The sequence below is a fragment of the Sphingomonas aliaeris genome (assembly GCF_016743815.1).
Lineage (GTDB): Bacteria > Pseudomonadota > Alphaproteobacteria > Sphingomonadales > Sphingomonadaceae > Sphingomonas > Sphingomonas aliaeris.
Window position 1 is genome coordinate 2,688,767 of the sequence record NZ_CP061035.1, and the last position, 21,122, is coordinate 2,709,888.

Sequence of the window (21,122 nt, forward strand, 5' to 3'; positions counted from 1 at the left end):
GGATTGGCCATGCGCGCTTGCCCCCTTTACCCAACGTGTGGAACCGCATCCGGATCGTGCAGGACCTGCGTCGCCGTGCCGAGCACCGCTTGCCGCGCGCGCAGGCTGGCGTCGAGGAAGGGCGTGTTAAGGCTGACAAAGCGCCGCGGGGTCATGCCGAGGAAGGCGTTCGCGTCGCGCAGGAAATGCGAGACGTCGAAATAGCTGTCGTCCAGCAGCGAATAGTCCGCGACGTCGCGTGAGGCGCTGATCCTGAGGAAGGAGCGCAGGAACCGCGCGCGGCGGAGCAACAGCTTCGGCGGGAAACCGAAATGGCGAATGGCCAGGCGCCGCATGGAATGCTGTTCGAGCCCGATTTCGGCGGCGGCGGCGGCGATGTCGACCGGGCCGTCGCGCGCGATCAGCGCGGTCAGGCTTCGGATGAACGGTTCGTCCGGGCTCGGCGGGCCAAGTTCCGCGGCGAGCAGCCGGTCGAGCGTCGGCGCGACTTCCGCCTCGCGGTCGCAGGCATAGAGTGCGGCGAGCAAGCGGGCGGGGAAATCTCCCTTCATCGCCTGTGCCAGCGGCACGACGCGGTCCCGGACATCGGCGGCATTGCTCTTGAACAACCGGCTCCAGCCGAGTGCGCTGACACCGAAGCCGACGAGCACGCCGCCATTGGTGGTCGCGCGGATAGCGTGTTTGGTCGGTCCGAACAGGCTGACTTCGGGGACGGGATCGAACACCCCGCTGCCGATGCCGACGGAAAAGGGTTCAGCGTCCAGCGCGATCCGCACGTTCGCGGTGCCCGGCAGGAACCAGTTGACCTGGTTTCGCGCATGCTCCCCGCGCGCGGTGTAGACATGATAGCCGGTGATATAGTCGGCCAGTTCGGTCGCCGGCTGATCGTATCGAATCGTCAGGCCGGGCGGCATTGCGAACACGGCGGGTTCGACACCCGGCATGTTGGTACCACCCTCTATCCAGTCTTCCGCTATCGGATGCGCGACACCCCGCCGACCGCGCGCGCCGGTCGGCTTCGAACCATCAACCCCCACTCAGACCCCCCTGCCCCGCTGCGTACATTGCAACGGATTTACAGCCGCCCCCGGCTTCGCCCTCTCATCATGTCCCGGATGGCCCGGGATTTGTAAGAAAACGACATACCATCTGACGGATACGCCAACCGAAATCAACATAAGACTGCGATAACCAAGAAGATGTGAACGCGGCGCTGTCTGCGTGTCGCCGTAGCTCGGCTTGACTTGCCGGCGGATCACGGTAATGGCGCACCCTCTTCCGCTTCGGGTTCGCCCGGGACGGAAAACCGTCCGAGACAGCAGGGGCCGGCTTCCGGCTTAATATCCTGCCTAGACGGGGAATGGAAATTCAAGATCGCGCCTGCGCGATCTGCTTTGGTCCGCCACACATGGCGTCCCTGTCCCATGCCCCAATCGACGGACAACCCGGATGCGCGGTTTGGCGCGTGTCCGGTTTCAACCGGCCTTTCGGTGCATGCCGAAGGGTCAGACACGTGGAGAATGGCATGGATCGTGCTCAAAAGACCGAGCTCGTCGCCGAACTGAACCAGACGTTTGCCGAAGTCGGCGTGGTGGTCGTCACCCGCAACCTCGGCATGACGGTGGCGCAGTCGACCAAGCTGCGTAACGCGATGCGTGACGCAGGGGCGACCTACAAGGTCTCGAAGAACAAGCTTGCCAAGATCGCACTGGACGGCACCGACTACCTCTCGCTGGGCGACATGCTCACCGGTCCGGTAGGCCTTGCCACCTCGATCGACCCGGTCGCAGCCGCCAAGGTGGCTGTCGATTTCGCGAAGACGAACGACAAGTTCGAAATCGTCGGTGGGGCGATGGGTGCGACTGCCCTCGACGTAGAAGGCGTCAAGGCGCTCGCGACGATGCCGTCGCTGGATGAACTGCGTGCCAAGATCGTCGGCCTCATCGTTGCCCCGGCAACGAAGCTGGCGACCATCACGCAGGCTCCGGCAGCGCAGATCGCGCGCGTCCTGTCCGCCTATGCGGAGAAGGAAGCAGCCTGAGCGCATGCTCAGGGCTTTTCGAGACTATTTCGATTGAACTGAACCCGAGGGGGCGAACTCGCCCCGACAATGGAGACTACACATGGCAGACCTGAACGCGCTGGTAGACAGCCTGAGCGAACTGACCGTCCTCGAAGCCGCTGAGCTTTCGAAGATGCTCGAAGAGAAGTGGGGCGTTTCGGCCGCAGCAGCGGTTGCAGCAGCTCCGGCAGCTGGCGGCGGCGCAGCCGCTCCGGCCGCAGAAGAGCAGACCGAATTCGACGTCATCCTGACGGGCGACGGCGGCAAGAAGATCAACGTCATCAAGGAAGTCCGCGCGATCACTTCGCTCGGCCTGACCGAAGCCAAGACGCTGGTCGAGTCCGCCCCGAAGGCCGTCAAGGAAGGCATTTCGAAGGACGAAGCAGAAAAGATCAAGAAGCAGCTGGAAGAAGCCGGCGCGACTGTCGAGATCAAGTAAGCCGCAGCGGGAGTGCGGGCCATATCGGCCCGCACTCCCGCAAGGCCGGCCGGCGCGGCATGCCGCGTCCGACGAGCATGGGCTTTGCCCATGCTGGCCGCAGCTAGAAAAGGGCGGCCCCAGCGATGGGGTCGCCCTTTTTCGTTATAGCGGATCGCGACGGGATCGCCGTCACAGGGTCAGGGCGGTGCCGACCATTCCGACGAGCACGAGCCCGCCGATCATCGTCGGCAGATAGCGGCTGCGTCGCGCGCGCGCGAACAGGCGCGACATGACGGCATCGTCGCGTATGCCGGTGATCGCCCATGCCAGCAGGACGCCCCACAGGATGAACGACAGCGCCGTCAGCGGCGTCAGCTTGTAGATCAGGCGCCGTTCCGGATGGTTGCGGATCATCGCCACCGCCGCCGGCAAGCCGACGATTGCCAGCACGAAGACGACCAGCGCGACGATCGCCAGCGCCTTATACGGCATGATCGGCCTCCCGCGCCTTGGCGATATGACGCGACCCCGGATGTCCGCGGGGATCCCCCTGCCCCGCCCCAGCCCTGCCACGTCGCGCCCGATGCGTGGCCGACGTACAACGCCGCACCGAGCAAGGCGGCGAACAGCCCGACGAAGACGCCGTCGAATGCCATCAGTCCCCAGACGATGATCGCCGGCTGCCCGATCGCCAGTTTATGGTTCGCCATGTGCAACGCCTGTGCCGGGCCGAACGCGGCGGCCAGCAGGATCGTCATGACGATCGCGGTCGGCCAATAGCGACTGAAAACCTCTGCCAGTGTCATGGAGCGGTCCTCCAGCAATGCTCCGACGGCGTACAAGGTGAGGCCTGCCTGCAGCAGGATCGAGCCGATCGACAGCAGGACCGCGATCGGCGACGCGACCCGCGCTTCCAGCGCCTCGATCGCGAAGGCCGCAATCGTCGTCAGTGCCACCGCGAGCACGACGCGCAGGATCGTCATCGCGCCGATCGACACCGCAGCGCGCAGCGATCCCAGCGCCCAGAAGCGCGCAGTCAGCAGCACGGCGATCAGCAGGCCGGCGACCTTGGCATAGCCGAAGCCCATGCGGAGCGGATCGGCGGAATGCGCGCGAAAGTCCGCCATCGACGTGAACATGCCGAGCGAAATTTCGACGACGTGCTGCGCAAGTTCGGGCAGGATCGCGATCGCGACGATCGCGGGGGCCGCGACCATCGTGCGCCCGCCCAGCCGATACGTATCGTAGATCCCCCGTACCGTCCCGCGTATCGCACTGACGAACGCCGACACCGCACCGCCCGGCCGGGCGGCAACACCATTTTTCATCAGTCTTCCCCTTGCTTGAACTCAGTCCTCGAACTGCAACAGATCGCCCGGCTGGCATTCCAGCGCGGTGCACAGCGCCTCCAGCGTCGAAAAACGGATCGCCTTCGCCTTGCCGGTCTTGAGGATCGACAGGTTCGCCAGCGTGATATCGATCGTCGTGGCAAGCTCCGTCAGCGTCATCGACCGCGCGGCGAGCATCGCGTCGAGCTTGACGGTGACGGGCATCAGACGGTCATTTCGAGATCGTCGCGCATTTGCGTTCCGGTGGCGAATACGCGTGCGAGAACGAAGACCATCAGCACGGAAAACCATCCGCCAACCGATGGCAACCAGCCCGCCGTGTCCACATGGCGGCTTGTCAGCGCAATCGTGATGATCCCGAGAACGAGGTCGAGCATCTGGATCGCCAGCAGGGCCCAGCCCACCGCCTTCAGCCGGTTCGCATTTGCGGCGATGAACGGATCGCCCGCCTGCGCGGAACCGACGATCGCGCGAAGCCGGCTGAAGACGACATGGATCGGATACCCTGCGAGTACGCCGAGTGTGAAAAGCACGCGGATGGTATTTAGGATCGGCTCGACCGGCTGGTTCGGGTATTTGCCCGCAAGATGGCCGAGCGCCATAGGCGCGAAGGCGTAGGACAGCACGAACGCAGCGATGCCCAGCCCGACGCACACCCAGTTCAACACGTTCGCCCCGGCCAGGACGACGCTGGAAATACCGAGAATGCGATCCTTCATCACCGACTCCTTATCGAAAAACGATATTATCGTTTTTCGATAAGGTCAATCGGGAAGGGTTACTTCGCCATCACCGCGGACTGGTCGACCGGCACGACCGGCAACCACACGGCGCTGGCGTTCGCGCCGCCGCGTTCGATCGTCACGGTCGCCTTGGTATAATCCGTCTTCTTCGCGAGGAAGATGTTGGGGACGAACTTCTGCGGGTTGCGATCGTAAAGTGGGAACAGGCTGGACTGGACCTGCACCATGATGCGGTGGCCGGGCTTGAACACGTGGTTCACGGTCGGCAGGCGGAACTTGTAGCGTTGCACCTTGCCCGCCGGGATCGCCGTCGGCCTGGCGAAGCTGTCGCGATACCGGCCGCGGAAGATGTCGAGGCTGATCGGCAATTGATAGCCGCCCATCTTCGGATCGGTGGCATTCTCGTCCGGATAGACGTCGATCACCTTCACCACGAAGTCGCCGTCCGTCCCCGTGGTCTTCGCGTAGATGTCCGCGATCGGCGCGCCGGAAACGCGGACGGCCTGGGTCAGGACGGGCGTTTCGTAGGTTATCACGTCGGGACGGCCATCGACGCCGCGCTGGTCGCTGACGAGCCAGTCGCCCCAGCGTCCGTCGTTGAAGTTCACCGGGCGCGGCAGATGCGGGACGGGCTTTGCGGGATCGGACACGTAGCTGTCACCACCTGCCCCGCTTGGGTCGAAGCCTAAACCACCGGCGGACTGGAGGTAGATCGGCTTGAGCGGCGACGGGCACCCCTTTTCACATGCCAGCGGCCATTGGGTGAAGCGGTCCCAATGGTTCTCGCCGGTATTGTAGATCGTCGCGGCGGGCAGCGTGAAGGCCGGGCCGTCCTTCAGATAATGGTCGAACATCGGCAGGACCATTTCCTCGCGAAACTGTTCGGCCGTGTCGCCGCGCCACTGGAACGGCCCCAGGCTGCGCCCCTCGCGGTTGATCTGGCTGTGCCGCCACGGGCCCATAACGAGGAAGTTGTTGCCGGTCTTGCCCTTGGCCGCCAGCGCCTCCCATGCGGTGATCGCGCCGTACATGTCCTCCTGGTCCCACAGCCCCTGTTCCCAGATCGTGGGCACGTTGGAGGGGTTCGCGGCGAGCAGACGGTCGAGTGCCTGGCCCTGCCAGAACTCGTCATAAGCGGGATGCGAAACCATGCGCTGCCAATAGGGCAGTTGCGAATAGCCCGACTTGTCCGCCCAGGCGCCGGCCGATCCGATCTCGCGGAAATTGTCGTAATCGTCATAGCCGCCGGTCGGCGGAACGCTGCCCTTCGCCTTGTAGCCGGTCTGCCCGCCGAGCCAGGCGATGTTGGCGAGCCGGAACGCGCCGTAATGGAACCAGTCGTCCCCCATCCAGCCGTCGATCATCGGGCTTTCTGGCACCGCGACCTTCAGCGCGGGGTGCGGGTTCAGCAGCGCCATCGCAACGGTGAAGCCTTCGTAGGACGAACCGATCATCCCGACGCGACCGTTCGATTCCGGCAGGTTCGCCTTGTTCACCAGCCAGTCGATCGTGTCATAGGCGTCGGTGACGTGATCGACCTTGGTCTTGTTGAGCGGGCCGATGACGGGGCGCGTCACGACATACTCGCCCTCCGATCCGTATTTGCCGCGAATGTCCTGATAGACGCGGATATAGCCGCCACGGACGAACATCTCGTCCGCGAGCGGCAGCGTGGACAGCATGCTGGAACTGGTCGTCCGCTTGGCACGGCTTCCGGCGTCATAGGGCGTGCGCGTCAGCACGATCGGCGCATTCTGCACGTTCTTCGCGACGACGATGACGGTGAACAATTTCGTTCCGTCGCGCATCGGGATCATGACCTCGCGACGGGTGTAATCGTTGGCGGTGGAGGGCGGAGTGAACTTTGCGGGAATGTCGCCGCCGACCGGAGGCGCGACATCCGCGCTTTTGGTCGGAGCTTGCTGGGCCGGCGCGGATACCGCGAGGCCGGCAACGGCCATCGCCGCCGCGGCGGGCGCGAGAAGGATCTTCATAGCTGGGGCAACTCCCTGTGATTACGGAAGACTGGATCGATTTATGTGACCGGATAGTGCGCGCGACCCTGCCCAAGATCAATCGCCATACACTCAGCGGATGATCGTCAGCCCCTGCGGTCGCTGGCCGACCGTGTCGTACATGCGCGGCCCTGCATCCAGGCGGAACGGCGCCATCTTCGCGCCGGGTTCCCGCTCGATCCCGATCACCCAGGCAGCGGCGGTCTGGCCGTGATCGGTCGAGCCCCATCGATACAGGACGTTGACCGTGAACACCGGAACGAAGAACGGACGCCCGCCGATGTTGAGCGGCACCACCGCCTCGTTGGGCATCATCGCCATTCCGCCCAGCGACAGCGACTCTCCCGCGTCCAGACCGAACTTGGCGACGATCGGCTTGTCGATGAAATGCCCGAACAAAGCCTTCAGCATCGCATCCTGATCGTTGCTGGCGTTCATCACCCGGATATCAACGCGGACGTCGTTCGCGGCGATCTCGCCCGAATTGCGCAGCGTGATCTCGTAATCGACCGCACCGCCGGTCAGGTTGGTGCCGGCGCGCAGCGGACGCATCTCGACGTCGATCTGCGCGCGTTGTTCGGGGCCGGCGGACGGTGCGGTGGCGGCGATCGGCGGCACCGGCGCGGCGGGGGCCGGTGGAGGGGCGGGTTCCGGCTCAGCCTGCACCGAGGGGACCGGAGCCGGGAACGCCGGATCAACGGGCTCGTAGGCGTCCTCGATTTCGTCGTCGTCGCGCTCGCGTGAGCGGAGACGGAACACGGCGAAACCCGCGACCGCGAGCGCCGCCAGACCAAGTGCCAGCCACAGCCAGGTGCGGTCGGGGTCATCCGTCGGTGCCGCAGCGACCGGGGCCGGTGTCGCCTCCGGCGTTGGAGTCGCGAGCGGCGACGGCGCGGCGGTCGGGGTTGCCGCAGGAGCGGTGGCCGGCGTGGGGACCGGGGTCGGCGTCGGTATGACCTCAGCCGGCACTGCGGCCGAGGGGCGCGGAGACGGCGTCGCGGTCGCGGTCGCGCGCGGCGTCGGCGTGGCGCGGGGCGTTTGCGGCTGCGGCGTCACGGTCGGTGCGGGGGCCGGCGGCAGGATCGGGACGGGTGTCGGCGACGCGAGCGGAGTCGGCAGCGTCGTCGGGCGGCTTGCGGGCAGCGAGAAACCGTCGAGATTGGGGATCAGCGGCGTCGCCTCGTTCTGCGCCAGCGCCGTGCCGGACAGGCCGAGCATCGTGAAAGGGCGAGCCGCAGGGCGGTCGGAATCGTCAAATGTCGCACAAAAGCGCCTTATCGCAGGAAATATGAACGCCATACGACCGGCAGCGCGACCGCGGCAAGCCGGCGCGGGCCGACGTGCGATGCAAGCGCCATGCCTTCGTCCTTCCCCCGCTTCCGTTGACTAAATCCAACAGCTTGCCTATATCCGGCGCTCACCACGGGTTTCGGGAAATGACGTGCCGTCGCGCAGCATGTCGATCGAATTGGGATCCGGCGGTATCCAGGACGCTGAAAGCTGCTGTTATCCGACACCGGACGACATGCGGCTTTTTGCGTTTCCGCGTGCCCGCCCGGGCGAACCGGGCACCTAATTTCGGCCCCTCATGTGGGCCAAGACCGAGGGCAAGACCACTATGGCAACCAAGGCATATGACGGCGGGACGCTGAAGCGTCGCATCCGCAAGGTGTTCGGCAACATCCACGAAGTCGTGCAGATGCCGAACCTGATCGAGGTTCAGCGCGAATCCTACGAGCAGTTCCTGCGCTCCGACCCGTCGATCGGCTATGTCTCCGGGCTGGAAAAGACGCTGCGGTCGGTATTCCCGATCCGCGATTTCGCCGGCACGGCCGAACTCGACTTCGTCAATTACGAACTCGAACCGCCGAAGTTCGACACCGACGAGTGCCGTCAGCGCGGCATCACCTATGCGGCGCCGATGCGCGTCACGTTGCGCCTGATCGTGTTCGAGGTGGACGCCGATACGGATGCCCGCTCGGTGCTCGATATCAAGGAGCAGGACGTCTACATGGGCGACATGCCCCTGATGACGGGCAACGGCACCTTTATCATCAACGGCACGGAACGCGTGATCGTCAGCCAGATGCACCGTTCGCCGGGCGTCCTGTTCGATCATGACCGCGGCAAGACGCACGCATCGGGCAAGTATCTGTTCGCGGCGCGCGTGATCCCGTATCGCGGGTCGTGGCTCGATTTCGAATTCGACGCCAAGGACATCGTCAACGTCCGTATCGACCGCAAGCGCAAGCTGCCGGTGACGGCATTGCTGTACGCGCTGGGCATGACCGGCGAGGAAATCCTCAACCACTTCTACAACCGGGTCACGTTCGTGCGCGGCCAGGGTGGCTGGATCATCCCGTTCCAGGCCGAGAACTGGCGTGGCCAGAAGCCGATGTTCGACATCATCGATGCGAAGACCGGCGAAGTCGTGTTCCCGTCGGGCCAGAAGATTTCCCCCGCGCCGCGAACAAGTCGGCGAAGGACGGCCTGACCGACCTGCTGATCCCGACCGAGGAAATCTTCGGCCGCTACAGCGCGTACGACCTGATCAACGAGACGACGGGCCAGATCTATATCGAAGCCGGCGACGAAGTCTCGGCCGAGAACCTCGAGCTGCTCGACAAGGCCGGGATCGACCGGATCGAACTGCTCGACATCGATCACGTCGCGACGGGCGCGTGGATCCGCAACACGCTGAAGGTCGACAAGGCCGAAGAGCGCGAGCAGGCACTGTCCGACATCTACCGCGTGATGCGCCCCGGCGAGCCGCCGACGCTGGAGACCGCGGAGTCGCTGTTCAGCGGCCTGTTCTTCGATCCGGACCGGTACGACCTGTCGGCCGTCGGTCGCGTGAAGCTGAACATGCGTCTCGACCTCGATGCCGAGGATACCGTGACGACGCTGCGCAGCGAGGATATCCTCGCCGTGATCAAGACCTTGGTCGACCTGAAGGACGGCAAGGGCGAGATCGACGACATCGACAATCTCGGCAACCGCCGCGTGCGTTCGGTGGGCGAATTGCTCGAGAACCAGTACCGCGTCGGCCTGCTCCGCATGGAGCGCGCCGTGAAGGAGCGCATGTCGTCGGTCGACGTGTCGACGGTGATGCCGAACGACCTGATCAACGCCAAGCCGGCGGTTGCCGCGGTGCGTGAATTCTTCGGCTCCTCGCAGCTGTCGCAGTTCATGGATCAGACCAACCCGCTGTCCGAAGTGACGCACAAGCGTCGCGTCTCAGCGCTCGGGCCGGGCGGTCTGACGCGTGAGCGTGCGGGCTTCGAAGTCCGCGACGTTCACCCGACGCATTACGGCCGCATCTGCCCGATCGAAACGCCGGAAGGCCCGAACATCGGTCTGATCAACTCGCTGGCATCGTTCAGCCGCGTCAACAAGTACGGCTTCATCGAGACGCCGTACCGCAAGGTCGTGGACCACAAGGTCACCGACGACGTGGTGTATCTGTCGGCGATGGAAGAGGCCAAGCACACGATCGCGCAGGCCAACGCCGATCTGGCGGGCGACAACGGCTTCACCGAGGACCTCGTCTCGTCGCGTCAGGCGGGCGAATTCCTGATGGCGATCCCGGACAACATCACGTTGATGGACGTCAGCCCGAAGCAGCTCGTCTCGGTCGCGGCATCGCTCATTCCGTTCCTGGAAAACGATGACGCCAACCGCGCGCTGATGGGATCGAACATGCAGCGTCAGGCCGTGCCGTTGGTACAGGCCGAGGCGCCGTTCGTCGGCACCGGCATGGAAGAGACGGTCGCCCGGGATTCCGGCGCGGCGATCTCGGCCAAGCGTGCGGGTATCGTCGATCAGGTCGATGCGACGCGTATCGTCATCCGTGCCACGGGTGAGGTCGATGCCGGCAAGTCGGGCGTGGACATCTACACGCTGATGAAGTTCCAGCGCTCGAACCAGTCGACCTGCATCAACCAGCGTCCGCTGGTGAAGGTGGGCGACGTGATCCGTGCGGGCGACGTGCTCGCCGACGGTCCGTCGACGGAGTTCGGCGAACTGGCACTGGGCCGCAACAGCCTGGTCGCGTTCATGCCGTGGAATGGCTATAATTATGAGGATTCGATCCTCATTTCCGAGCGTATCGTGAAGGACGACGTCTTCACCTCGATCCATATCGAGGAATTCGAAGTCATGGCGCGCGATACGAAGCTCGGGCCGGAAGACATCACGCGCGACATCCCGAACGTTGGCGAGGAAGCGCTTCGCAACCTCGACGAAGCGGGCATCGTGTATATCGGTGCAGAGGTCGAGCCGGGCGATATCCTCGCCGGCAAGATCACGCCGAAGGGCGAAAGCCCGATGACGCCGGAAGAGAAGCTGCTCCGCGCGATCTTCGGTGAAAAGGCGTCCGACGTGCGCGACACGTCGCTGCGCCTGCCGCCGGGCGTCGCAGGCACCGTCGTCGAGGTCCGCGTGTTTAACCGCCACGGCATCGACAAGGACGAGCGTGCGATGGCGATCGAGCGCGAGGAGATCGAGCGCTTGAAGAAGGATTCGGACGACGAACGTTCGATCCTGAACCGTGCGACCTGGAGCCGGCTGCGCGAGATGCTGGAAGGGCAGACCGCGACCGCCGTGCCCAAGAATGGCCCGAAAAAGGGCGTCGTGATCGACAGCGACGTGCTGGACAGCGTGGATCGCCACGAATGGTGGAAGTTCGCGGTGGCCGACGACAAGGTCCAGAGCGATCTGGAAGCGGTCAAGGTTCAGTATGACGACGCCGTCAAGGTGATCGTGGACAAGTTCCAGGATCGCCGCGAGAAGCTGGAGCGTGGCGACGAGTTGCCGCCAGGCGTGCTGAAGATGGTCAAGGTGTTCGTCGCGGTGAAGCGCAAGCTGCAGCCGGGCGACAAGATGGCCGGCCGTCACGGCAACAAGGGCGTCATCAGCCGCATCCTGCCGGCGGAGGACATGCCGTTCCTCGCCGACGGGACGCCGGTCGATCTCGTGCTCAACCCGCTGGGCGTGCCGTCGCGCATGAACGTCGGTCAGATCTTCGAGACGCATCTCGGCTGGGCTGCCCGCAACCTCGGGCAGCAGATCCACACCGCGCTCGAGGATTGGCGCGAAGCCAATCCGGACGCCAAGGGTGGCGAGATGCCGGACGCGGTCAAGTCGCGCCTGCTGGAAGTGTATGGCGACCATTATGCGGCGGAGATCGAGGCGCGTAGCAGCGACCAGATCATCGAGCTCGCGTCCAACCTGAAGACCGGCGTGCCGATGGGTACTCCCGTGTTCGACGGCGCGCGCGAGGCCGACGTGTCCAACATGCTGAGCCTTGCCGGGCTCGACACGTCGGGCCAGTCGGACCTGTATGACGGCCGCACGGGCGACAAGTTCGACCGCAAGGTGACGGTGGGCATCATCTACATGCTCAAGCTGCATCACCTCGTGGACGACAAGATCCACGCCCGGTCGATCGGGCCGTACTCGCTCGTCACGCAGCAGCCGCTGGGTGGTAAGGCACAGTTCGGCGGTCAGCGGTTCGGCGAGATGGAGGTCTGGGCACTCCAGGCCTACGGCGCGGCGTACACCCTGCAGGAAATGCTGACGGTCAAGTCGGACGACGTGGTCGGCCGCACGAAGGTCTACGAGGCGATCGTCAAGGGCGACGACACGTTCGAGGCGGGCATTCCGGAGAGCTTCAACGTTCTCGTCAAGGAAATGCGCTCGCTGGGCCTGAACGTGGAGCTGACGACGGTCGAGCAGTTCGACACCGACGGCGTCGCGATCGCGGCGGAGTAAGCCACTTTCTTCCCCCCTCCCGCTTGCGGGAGGGGTCGGGGGAGGGTCTGATCGTCAGGCACTCCCCCAAGACATCCCCTCCCCCAACCCCTCCCGCAAGCGGGAGGGGAGTTAAGGGCCCCTCGCGAAAGCGGCAGGGGAACTGGAGAATCAGAATGAACGAACTGACCAACTTCGCCAATCCGGTCGCCAAGCCGGAAACGTTCGACCAGATCCAGATCGGCATCGCGTCCCCGGACAAGATCCGTTCGTGGTCGTTCGGCGAGATCAAGAAGCCGGAAACCATCAACTATCGCACGTTCAAGCCCGAGCGTGACGGCCTGTTCTGCGCGCGCATCTTCGGTCCGATCAAGGATTACGAATGCCTGTGCGGCAAGTACAAGCGCATGAAGTACAAGGGCATCGTCTGCGAAAAGTGCGGCGTGGAAGTCACCGTGTCGAAGGTCCGCCGCGAGCGTATGGGCCATATCGAGCTGGCCGCGCCGGTCGCGCACATCTGGTTCCTGAAGTCGCTGCCGTCGCGCATTGGCCTGCTGCTCGACATGCAGTTGAAGCAGCTGGAACGCGTGCTGTATTTCGAGGCGTATATCGTGATCGAGCCGGGCATCACCCCGCTCGAAAAGTACCAGCTGATGACCGAGGACGAACTCCTCGACGCGCAGGACGAATATGGTGAGGACGCCTTCACCGCCGGGATCGGCGCGGAAGCCGTGCGCATCATGCTGCAGGACCTCGATCTGGAGGGCGAGCGCAAGGAGCTGCTGGAAGAACTGGCGGTCACCAAGTCCGAGCTGAAGCCCAAGAAGATCATCAAGCGCCTGAAGGTCGTGGAAAGCTTCATCGATTCCGGCAACCGCCCGGAATGGATGATCCTGGAAGTCGTGCCGGTCATCCCGCCGGAACTGCGTCCGCTGGTGCCGCTGGATGGCGGCCGCTTCGCGACGTCGGACCTGAACGATCTGTATCGCCGCGTGATCAACCGCAACAACCGCCTGAAGCGCCTGATGGAGCTGCGTGCGCCGGACATCATCGTCCGCAACGAAAAGCGCATGTTGCAGGAAGCGGTCGATGCGCTGTTCGACAACGGCCGTCGCGGTCGCACGATCACGGGTGCCAACAAGCGTCCGCTGAAGTCGCTGTCCGACATGCTGAAGGGCAAGCAGGGCCGCTTCCGCCAGAACCTTCTCGGCAAGCGCGTCGATTATTCGGGCCGTTCGGTCATCGTGACCGGTCCGGAACTGAAGCTGCACCAGTGCGGCCTGCCGAAGAAGATGGCGCTCGAGCTGTTCAAGCCGTTCATCTACGCGCGCCTCGACGCCAAGGGCCTGAGCATGACGCTCAAGCAGGCGAAGAAGTGGGTCGAGAAGGAGCGCAAGGAAGTCTGGGACATCCTGGACGAGGTGATCCGCGAGCATCCCGTGATGCTGAACCGCGCCCCTACCCTGCACCGTCTGGGCATCCAGGCGTTCGAACCGGTTCTGATCGAAGGCAAGGCGATCCAGCTTCACCCGCTGGTCTGCTCGGCGTTCAACGCCGATTTCGACGGCGACCAGATGGCCGTGCACGTCCCGCTGAGCCTCGAGGCCCAGTTGGAAGCGCGCGTCCTGATGATGTCGACCAACAACATCCTGTCGCCGGCGAACGGCAAGCCGATCATCGTGCCGTCGCAGGACATGGTGCTGGGCCTGTATTACCTGTCGATGCTGAAGGAAGGCGAGCCGGGCGAAGGCATGATGATCTCCGACATGCAGGAGGTTCATCACGCACTGGAAGCCGGCGCGGTCACGCTGCACACCAAGATCATCAGCCGCGTGCCGCAGACCGACGAGGCGGGCAAGCCCTACCTCAAGCGCTATGAGACCACCCCCGGTCGCATGCTGCTCGGCGAGTGCCTGCCGCAGTCGTCGAAGGTTCCGTTCGACACCGTCAACCGCCTGCTGACCAAGAAGGACGTGGGCGACGTGATCGACGAGGTCTATCGTCACACCGGCCAGAAGGAGACCGTGCTGTTCGCCGACGCGATCATGGCGCTCGGCTTCAAGCACGCGTTCAAGGCGGGCATCTCGTTCGGCAAGGACGACATGATCATCCCGGACGCGAAGATCGGTCTGGTCGACGAGACCAAGGCGCTCGTGAAGGACTTCGAGCAGCAGTATCAGGACGGCCTGATCACGCAGCAGGAGAAGTACAACAAGGTGATCGACGCCTGGAGCCGTTGCGGCGACCAGGTGGCGAACGCGATGATGGACGAGATCAAGTCGGTCAAGAAGTACACCGATGGCCCGAACGAAGGCCGCGAGAAGCCGATCAACTCGATCTACATGATGGCGCATTCCGGTGCGCGTGGTTCGCAGGCGCAGATCAAGCAGCTTGCCGGCATGCGCGGCCTGATGGCCAAGCCGTCGGGCGAGATCATCGAAACGCCGATCATCTCGAACTTCAAGGAAGGCCTGACCGTCCTCGAATACTTCAACTCCACCCACGGTGCCCGTAAGGGTCTGGCGGATACGGCTTTGAAGACGGCGAACTCGGGCTACCTGACCCGCCGTCTGGTCGACGTGTCGCAGGATTGCGTCATCATCGAATTGGATTGCGGTACGGAACGGGCGCTGGAAATGCGCGCGATCGTTCAGGGCGGTTCCACCATCGCCTCGCTCGGCGAGCGTATCCTGGGCCGCACCACGGCCGAGGACATCATCGATCCGAAGACCAATGCGGTCGTCATTCCGAAGGGCACGTTGCTCGACGAACCGATGATCCTGCAGATCGAGGCGCTGGGTACCCAGTCGTGCAAGATCCGCAGCCCGCTGGTCTGCGAAACGAAGATCGGCGTATGCGGCAAGTGCTACGGGCGCGATCTCGCCCGCGGTACGCCGGTGAACATCGGCGAGGCTGTCGGCGTCATCGCCGCACAGTCGATCGGCGAGCCGGGCACGCAGCTGACGATGCGTACGTTCCACATCGGTGGCGCGGCACAGCTGAACGAAACGTCCAACCTGGAAGCGGTCGCCGACGGCACGATGGAATATCGTGACCTGCGCGTGATCGTCGACCAGCGCGGCCGTCGCGTCGTGCTGAGCCGTTCGGGCGAAGTGGCGATCGTGGACATGGACGGCCGCGAGCGCGCGGTGCACCGTATCCCGTACGGCGCATACGTGCTGTTCGACGACGGTCACATCGTCAGCAAGGGCGACCGGATGGCCGAATGGGATCCGTTCACCATGCCGGTGATCACGGAAAACCCGGGCATCGTGAAGTATGTCGATCTGATCGAGGGCAAGACGCTCACCGAACAGGCCGACGAAGCGACCGGTATCTCGCAGCGTGTCGTGACCGAAAACCGCGGCGTCGCCAGCAAGAAGGAAGATCTCCGTCCGCGCCTGACCCTGACCGGGGACAGTGCGGAAGAGGCCGGCCGGTACATGCTGGTAGCGGGTGCGACCCTGTCGGTCGAGGATGGTGCCACGGTTCAGGGCGGTGACGTTCTGGCCCGTGTCAGCCGCGAAAGCGCCAAGACGCGCGACATCACGGGCGGTCTGCCGCGTGTTGCCGAGCTGTTCGAAGCGCGCAAGCCGAAGGAGAATGCGATCATCGCAAAGGTCTCCGGCCGCGTCGTGTTCGGCAAGGATTACAAGGCCAAGCGCAAGATCGGTATCCAGCCCGAGGATGGCGGCGAGGTCGTGGAATATCTGGTGCCGAAGTCGAAGGTCATCGACGTGCAGGAAGGCGATTACGTCAAGCGCGGCGACAACCTGATCGGTGGTTCGCCGGATCCGCACGACATTCTGGAAGTGCTCGGCATCGAGCCGCTGGCCGAATATCTGGTCAGCGAAATCCAGGAAGTGTACCGGTTGCAGGGCGTGAAGATCAACGACAAGCACATCGAGACGATCGTTCGTCAGATGCTGCAGAAGGTCGAGATCACCGACGGTGGCGACACCACCTTGCTGGCCGGCGAGCAGGTCGATCGTGCAGAAATGGACGAGATCAACGAGAAGCTCGAGAAGAAGCAGGTCCGTGCACAGGGCAAGCCCGTCCTGCTCGGCATTACCAAGGCGTCGCTGCAGACCCGCAGCTTCATCTCGGCGGCGTCGTTCCAGGAGACCACCCGCGTCCTCACCGAAGCATCGGTGCAGGGCAAGAAGGACACGCTGACCGGTCTCAAGGAGAACGTGATCGTGGGTCGCCTGATCCCCGCCGGTACCGGCGCGGGCATGGGCCGCATGCGCATCGCCGCCTCCAGCCGCGACGCCGCCATGCGCGTGTCGCAGCGCAAGATGGCCGAAGTGTCGATCGCCATGGCCAATTCGGCCGCCGAAGAACGCGCCGCCGAAAAGCTGCGCAACGTCGCGGACGATACGGGTGACGACGCACTGGGCGCTGTGACGACCAGCGGCACCGGCACCGACGCCGATGCGGGCGATTACCTGATCAAGGAGTGATCGCCCCTTCCCTCTCGGGGGAAGCGTTGAACGAAAAGAGCCGCCGTCCGGGTAACCGGGCGGCGGTTTTTTATGTGTCGGTTAACCGTCCGACGGCAGGCTGCATCGAACCACCATCAGCGGACATTCATGCAGCGTTGGTTGCGTTTCGTCCGCCCGAGGTCCAGCCTTCGCGCATGATGCACCTTGATCACACCGGGCGGGATGACGCTCATGACCTTCCCGACGCGGAGGTCGCGATGAGGATCGGGCGAAACGCGAGCCTCGATGTGAAGGTAACCAACGTCGGATTGCTGTCCGTAGGAATTCTTGTGTCCGGCATCCTGCTGTCGACCGCCGTTCTGGTGCACGCAGCCAAGCGGCGCGTTAGGGCGTAGAGGGGCACCGCAGGCGCTGGCCGCTGACGCTCAATCGACTCCGTTCACTGGCTAAATCGTAGAGCCCGTTCCCGAACGATCGACCAATCCCGGGCTGCTTCGATGCTGCTTGAAAGCGACCCGGGCCATACACCACCACGCCACGACGTGTGGCTTTTCGTCGCGCGATCCGCTTACCGCCAAAAAGCAGCCGCGCAGTGAGCGCAGACCCTTCACGCGCACGTTGCGCTTCGCCCCCAGCCGTGTACCACGCCGCTGTTCACGACTGGCGTTTGACGCCGATCGCGGGCCGGTCAGTCGGGCGGGGCGCAATTGCATGTCGAAGCAGGTAATGTTGATCGAGGATGAGCCGCTGCATCGGAAGCTCTACACGATCTGGCTGCAATTGGACGGGCACACCGTCCATTCGGTTGCCGACGAGCGACTGGCCTATCTTGAGGCGGCCAAGATCCGACCGGATGTTATCATCACGGACATTCGGCTGGTCCATCTCGATGGCCGCGAGATTATCAGCACGCTCAAGGCGCGTCAGGATACCAACGCTATCCGGATCGTGGCGCTCACCGTTCTGGATACGAACGAAATCGAGGAAGCCTGCTATAAAGCAGGGGCCGACGTCTTCCTGAACAAGAAAGTCGGTCGGGAGGCGCTGCTCGCCGCCGTGCGGCACCCCTAGCCCCGATACCGACGCGGCACCTGTCCTACATGCCGCCACTCCACTACCCTCGTTACCGTTCTTTCACATTGCTGGAACGCCTGCCGCGCCCGCCACGATCAGGCGCAGATCGTGTGACCTTCTGTGAACTTCGGGCATCTGGGCGACGACGCGACCCTCTTGCCCGTGCACGCTGGACGTCCGGTCCCGCTGCGCTTAGCCTTCCGGAATGAAAGCATTATTCCCCGCCACCGCGCGTCCGCTGCTCGAACCGCATCTGCCCGATGGCCTCGACGTGTCGTGGTTCGCCGATCATGAGGAAGCGAACGCGCTGGTCGCCGATGCGGAGATCGCCTGGGTGGACCAGATGCGCCCCGAATGGACCGCCGAGACGATCGGGCGAGGCACGAAGCTGAAATGGCTGAGCACGATCTATGCCGGGGTCGATTCCTTCCCGATCGCGGACCTGAAGGCACGCGGGACGATCCTGACCAACGGGGCGGGTATCAATGCCATCGCGGTCGCCGAATATACGGTGATGGGGATGCTCGCCGCCGCCAAGCGCTTCGACGAGGTGGTGCGGATCGCGGACCGCAAGCAATGGCCATCCGATGCGCCCGGCAAGGTCGAATTGTTCGACACGACGGCGCTGATCGTCGGGATGGGAACGATCGGGCAGATGATCGCCGATCGGCTCGCGGCGTTCGGCGTGCGCGTGACGGGCGTGACGCGCAGCGGCCGCAACGGCACGCTGACGCCGGATGCATGGCAGGCGCGGGTCGGCGAGTTCGACTGGGTGATCTTGGCCGCGCCCTCCACGGACGAGACCAAGGCGTTGATCGGCGCGGACGAACTGGCGACGATGAAGCCGACCGCCTGGCTGATCAACATCGCGCGCGGCGACATGGTCGATCAGGACGCGCTGATCTCAGCATTGGAGACGCGGTCGATCGCGGGTGCTTTCCTGGACACCGTCCATCCGGAACCACTGCCGGACGATCATCCCTTATGGTCCGCGCCGAACGCGATCCATTCGATGCACCTGTCGGGCCGCAGCCAGACGAAGATGTTCATGCGGGCGGGCACGTTGTTCCTGGAAAACCTGCGCGCGTTTCTCTCGGGCGCGGAGATGAAGAACGTGGTGGATCTCGACGCCGGGTATTGACGCGCGATACGGGCGAAGGGGGCCCCCATTACCTTGGCCGTCCACTTCCACCGTTCGTCCTGAGCTTGTCGAAGGGCGGGCAACTCAGGACCAGCGCTTCGACCGGCCCAGCACGAACGGGATTTGGGAGAGTGTTGCTTATCCCATTTACCCCATCCGGGAAAACACCGCTTGCTCTCCTTACCCGCGCTGGGTAAGAGCCGCGCCATGACGACGTTGGCAGGCATCAAGATCAAGCGTTTCCGCGAGGAACGGACCCTCAGCCGGGCAGCATTCGGCGCGTGGTACGATGCGCCCGGATCGACGGTGCAGGGCTGGGAGGAGGACGGCAAGCGCGCCAATTCCCCCGTCGTCAACCAGATCGCGGCGAACGGCATCGCGAGCCACGCCGACTGGTACATCACCATCCGCACGGAGAATGACATGAGCAGCTGGGCCCCCGATAGCTGGACTAAGGCCGAGGCGCGACAGCTGCCGACCTATCCCGACGCACAGGCGCTCGGCACCGCGACGGACGCGCTCGCCTCCTACCCGCCGCTCGTCTTCGCGGGCGAAGCGCGCAACCTGACGGCGGACCTCGCCAAGGTTTCGCGCGGCGAAGCGTTCCTGTTGCAGGGCGGCGACTGTGCGGAGAGTTTCGCCGAGCATAGCGCGAACAACATTCGCGACACGTTCCGCGTGCTGCTGCAGATGGCGGTCGTGCTGACCTATGCGTCGAAGCTGCCGGTGGTGAAACTGGGCCGGATGGCGGGTCAGTTCGCCAAGCCGCGGTCCGCCGACATGGAGATGGAAGGCGGCGTCGAGCTGCCGAGCTATCGTGGCGACATCGTCAACGACATCGCCTTCACGCCGGAGGGCCGCACCCCCGATCCGCAGCGCATGATCCGCGCGTACAGCCAGTCGGCCGCGACGCTGAACCTGCTGCGCGCATTCGCGACGGGCGGCTATGCGAACCTGCACCAGGTGCATCGCTGGACGCACGACTTTATGGGCCGGTCGCCCTGGACGAAGAAATATACCGAGACGGCTGACCGGATCGGCGAGGCCCTCGACTTCATGGAGGCCTGCGGGATCAGCCCGGAGACGGTGCCGCAACTAAGCCAGACGCAATTCTATACCAGCCACGAGGCGCTGCTGTTGCAGTACGAACAGGCGCTGACGCGGCAGGATTCGCTGACTGGCGACTGGTACGACACGTCCGCGCACATGCTGTGGATCGGCGATCGCACGCGGTTCGAAGGGTCGGCGCATGTCGAATTCCTGCGCGGCATCGGCAATCCGATCGGAATGAAGTGCGGCCCGACGCTGGAGCCGGACGCGTTGTTGCGCCTGCTCGACACGCTGAACCCCGATCGCGTTCCGGGGCGGATGACGCTGATCACGCGCTACGGCCATGACAAGATCGAGGCCGGCCTGCCCAAGCTGGTCCGCGCGGTGCTGCGCGAGGGACATCCGGTCGTGTGGAGTTGCGATCCGATGCACGGCAACGTCGTCAAGGCGGCGAACGGCTACAAGACGCGCCCGTTCGAACGCATCCTGGCCGAGGTTCGGGGCTTCTTCGCGGTTCACCGTGCGGAGGGCAGCATAGCGGGCGGCATCCATGCGGAGATGACCGGGCAGAATGTCACCGAATGCACCGGGGGCGCGGTGGACGTCACCGAACACGCGCTGGCCGATCGCTATCACACGCATTGCGATCCGCGGCTGAATGCCGGGCAGAGCCTGGAAATGGCGTTCCTGCTGGCGGAAATGCTGAACGTCGAGATGGCGGAACGGCGCCGCGTGGCGGCCTAGAACCATTCCGCGCTCACCCGCGCTAAATCCCTTTCCGGCGCGCAATAGCAACAAGGGCGGTCATTGGGTTGAATGGCCGTCCCTTTTTTCCGTTACATTCGCGTACCGACAAAATTCGACTGAACGGTATCGTCCGCAGGACCGATTTAACTACCAAGAAGCTGAGGTTGTTAATGATTTTCCGCCTATGATATTCGGGTATCGGGGACGGGCAAATGCAACAGCTTGAGACTTTCGAGCGGCCAATGGTGGACGTGCCAGTGATTGGCGGGGACGCGCCGCGCGACCCGGCATCGGTCGCGCGGGACATTGGGACGATCGTCGCGG

At 64.2% G+C, this 21,122-nt stretch carries 14 protein-coding genes and 1 pseudogene; 8 read left to right on the top strand and 7 right to left on the bottom strand.

The window, feature by feature from the left end:
• Positions 1–26: 26 nt before the first annotated feature.
• Positions 27–1,037, bottom strand: coding sequence for a hypothetical protein (locus H5J25_RS12715; RefSeq protein WP_202091541.1), 1,011 nt, complete (start codon positions 1,035–1,037; stop codon positions 27–29).
• A gap of 488 nt (positions 1,038–1,525) precedes the next feature.
• On the opposite strand from H5J25_RS12715, the gene rplJ reads away from it, so the two are divergent.
• Entirely contained in the window at positions 1,526–2,041 is a 516-nt protein-coding gene (rplJ, locus tag H5J25_RS12720) for a 50S ribosomal protein L10 (RefSeq protein ID WP_202091543.1), read from the top strand.
• 82 nt (positions 2,042–2,123) lie between these two features.
• Positions 2,124–2,501 carry a 50S ribosomal protein L7/L12 gene (rplL, locus tag H5J25_RS12725; RefSeq protein WP_202091545.1) on the top strand — a complete coding sequence of 126 codons (378 nt, stop codon included), beginning with the start codon at positions 2,124–2,126 and terminating at the stop codon, positions 2,499–2,501.
• 171 nt (positions 2,502–2,672) lie between these two features.
• Here the strand turns inward: rplL and H5J25_RS12730 are convergent, their stop codons facing one another.
• From H5J25_RS12730 to H5J25_RS12755, 6 genes are all read right to left on the bottom strand, one after another.
• Positions 2,673–2,975: a superinfection immunity protein gene (locus H5J25_RS12730; protein WP_202091546.1), complete on the bottom strand. Its 303-nt coding sequence runs from the start codon at positions 2,973–2,975 to the stop codon at positions 2,673–2,675.
• Complete coding sequence (locus tag H5J25_RS12735; protein WP_202091548.1) at positions 2,894–3,811, bottom strand: hypothetical protein; 918 nt, start codon at positions 3,809–3,811, stop codon at positions 2,894–2,896. The genes H5J25_RS12730 and H5J25_RS12735 overlap by 82 nt, the downstream gene beginning before the upstream one ends.
• A 21-nt stretch (positions 3,812–3,832) precedes the next feature.
• Positions 3,833–4,036: a helix-turn-helix domain-containing protein gene (locus H5J25_RS12740; RefSeq protein ID WP_202091550.1), complete on the bottom strand. Its 204-nt coding sequence runs from the start codon at positions 4,034–4,036 to the stop codon at positions 3,833–3,835.
• Positions 4,036–4,551, bottom strand: a complete 516-nt coding sequence (locus H5J25_RS12745) for a DUF2975 domain-containing protein (protein ID WP_202091552.1) — start codon at positions 4,549–4,551, stop codon at positions 4,036–4,038. The genes H5J25_RS12740 and H5J25_RS12745 overlap by 1 nt, the downstream gene beginning before the upstream one ends.
• Positions 4,552–4,610: 59 nt before the next feature.
• A complete protein-coding gene (locus H5J25_RS12750) occupies positions 4,611–6,569 on the bottom strand; it encodes a CocE/NonD family hydrolase (protein ID WP_202091554.1) in 1,959 nt (652 codons plus the stop codon).
• Between the two features lie 93 nt (positions 6,570–6,662).
• The gene (locus H5J25_RS12755) at positions 6,663–7,808 is read right to left on the bottom strand and encodes a hypothetical protein (RefSeq protein WP_202091556.1); all 1,146 of its coding nucleotides are present in this window, start codon (positions 7,806–7,808) and stop codon (positions 6,663–6,665) included.
• A 400-nt stretch (positions 7,809–8,208) separates the two neighbouring features.
• Here H5J25_RS12755 and rpoB point away from each other — a divergent pair.
• The 6 genes and pseudogenes from rpoB to H5J25_RS12785 all read left to right on the top strand — a co-directional run bounded on the left by rpoB (position 8,209) and on the right by H5J25_RS12785 (position 20,795).
• Positions 8,209–12,362 (top strand): annotated as a pseudogene (rpoB, locus tag H5J25_RS12760) (DNA-directed RNA polymerase subunit beta).
• Positions 12,363–12,517: 155 nt separating this feature from the next.
• A complete protein-coding gene (gene rpoC / locus H5J25_RS12765; RefSeq protein WP_202091558.1) occupies positions 12,518–16,804 on the top strand; it encodes a DNA-directed RNA polymerase subunit beta' in 4,287 nt (1,428 codons plus the stop codon).
• A gap of 26 nt (positions 16,805–16,830) precedes the next feature.
• Positions 16,831–17,181 (top strand): hypothetical protein, encoded by a 351-nt coding sequence (locus H5J25_RS12770; protein ID WP_202091560.1) that lies wholly within the window; start codon positions 16,831–16,833, stop codon positions 17,179–17,181.
• 316 nt (positions 17,182–17,497) lie between these two features.
• A complete protein-coding gene (locus tag H5J25_RS12775) occupies positions 17,498–17,857 on the top strand; it encodes a response regulator (protein WP_202091562.1) in 360 nt (119 codons plus the stop codon).
• 208 nt (positions 17,858–18,065) lie between these two features.
• Positions 18,066–19,001: a D-2-hydroxyacid dehydrogenase gene (locus H5J25_RS12780; protein ID WP_202091564.1), complete on the top strand. Its 936-nt coding sequence runs from the start codon at positions 18,066–18,068 to the stop codon at positions 18,999–19,001.
• A gap of 207 nt (positions 19,002–19,208) precedes the next feature.
• Entirely contained in the window at positions 19,209–20,795 is a 1,587-nt protein-coding gene (locus H5J25_RS12785) for a class II 3-deoxy-7-phosphoheptulonate synthase (RefSeq protein WP_202091565.1), read from the top strand.
• The last annotated feature ends 327 nt before the right edge of the window (positions 20,796–21,122 follow it).

Coding starts and splice junctions, on each gene's coding strand:
- rpoC (WP_202091558.1), top strand. CDS start 12,518: ATGAACGAACTGACCAACTTCGCCAATCCGGTCGCCAAGCCGGAAACG.
- H5J25_RS12785 (WP_202091565.1), top strand. CDS start 19,209: ATGACGACGTTGGCAGGCATCAAGATCAAGCGTTTCCGCGAGGAACGG.
- H5J25_RS12730 (WP_202091546.1), bottom strand. CDS start 2,975: ATGCCGTATAAGGCGCTGGCGATCGTCGCGCTGGTCGTCTTCGTGCTG.
- H5J25_RS12740 (WP_202091550.1), bottom strand. CDS start 4,036: ATGCCCGTCACCGTCAAGCTCGACGCGATGCTCGCCGCGCGGTCGATG.
- H5J25_RS12775 (WP_202091562.1), top strand. CDS start 17,498: ATGTCGAAGCAGGTAATGTTGATCGAGGATGAGCCGCTGCATCGGAAG.
- H5J25_RS12750 (WP_202091554.1), bottom strand. CDS start 6,569: ATGAAGATCCTTCTCGCGCCCGCCGCGGCGGCGATGGCCGTTGCCGGC.
- H5J25_RS12780 (WP_202091564.1), top strand. CDS start 18,066: ATGAAAGCATTATTCCCCGCCACCGCGCGTCCGCTGCTCGAACCGCAT.
- H5J25_RS12735 (WP_202091548.1), bottom strand. CDS start 3,811: ATGAAAAATGGTGTTGCCGCCCGGCCGGGCGGTGCGGTGTCGGCGTTC.
- H5J25_RS12745 (WP_202091552.1), bottom strand. CDS start 4,551: ATGAAGGATCGCATTCTCGGTATTTCCAGCGTCGTCCTGGCCGGGGCG.
- rplJ (WP_202091543.1), top strand. CDS start 1,526: ATGGATCGTGCTCAAAAGACCGAGCTCGTCGCCGAACTGAACCAGACG.
- H5J25_RS12755 (WP_202091556.1), bottom strand. CDS start 7,808: ATGCTCGGCCTGTCCGGCACGGCGCTGGCGCAGAACGAGGCGACGCCG.
- rplL (WP_202091545.1), top strand. CDS start 2,124: ATGGCAGACCTGAACGCGCTGGTAGACAGCCTGAGCGAACTGACCGTC.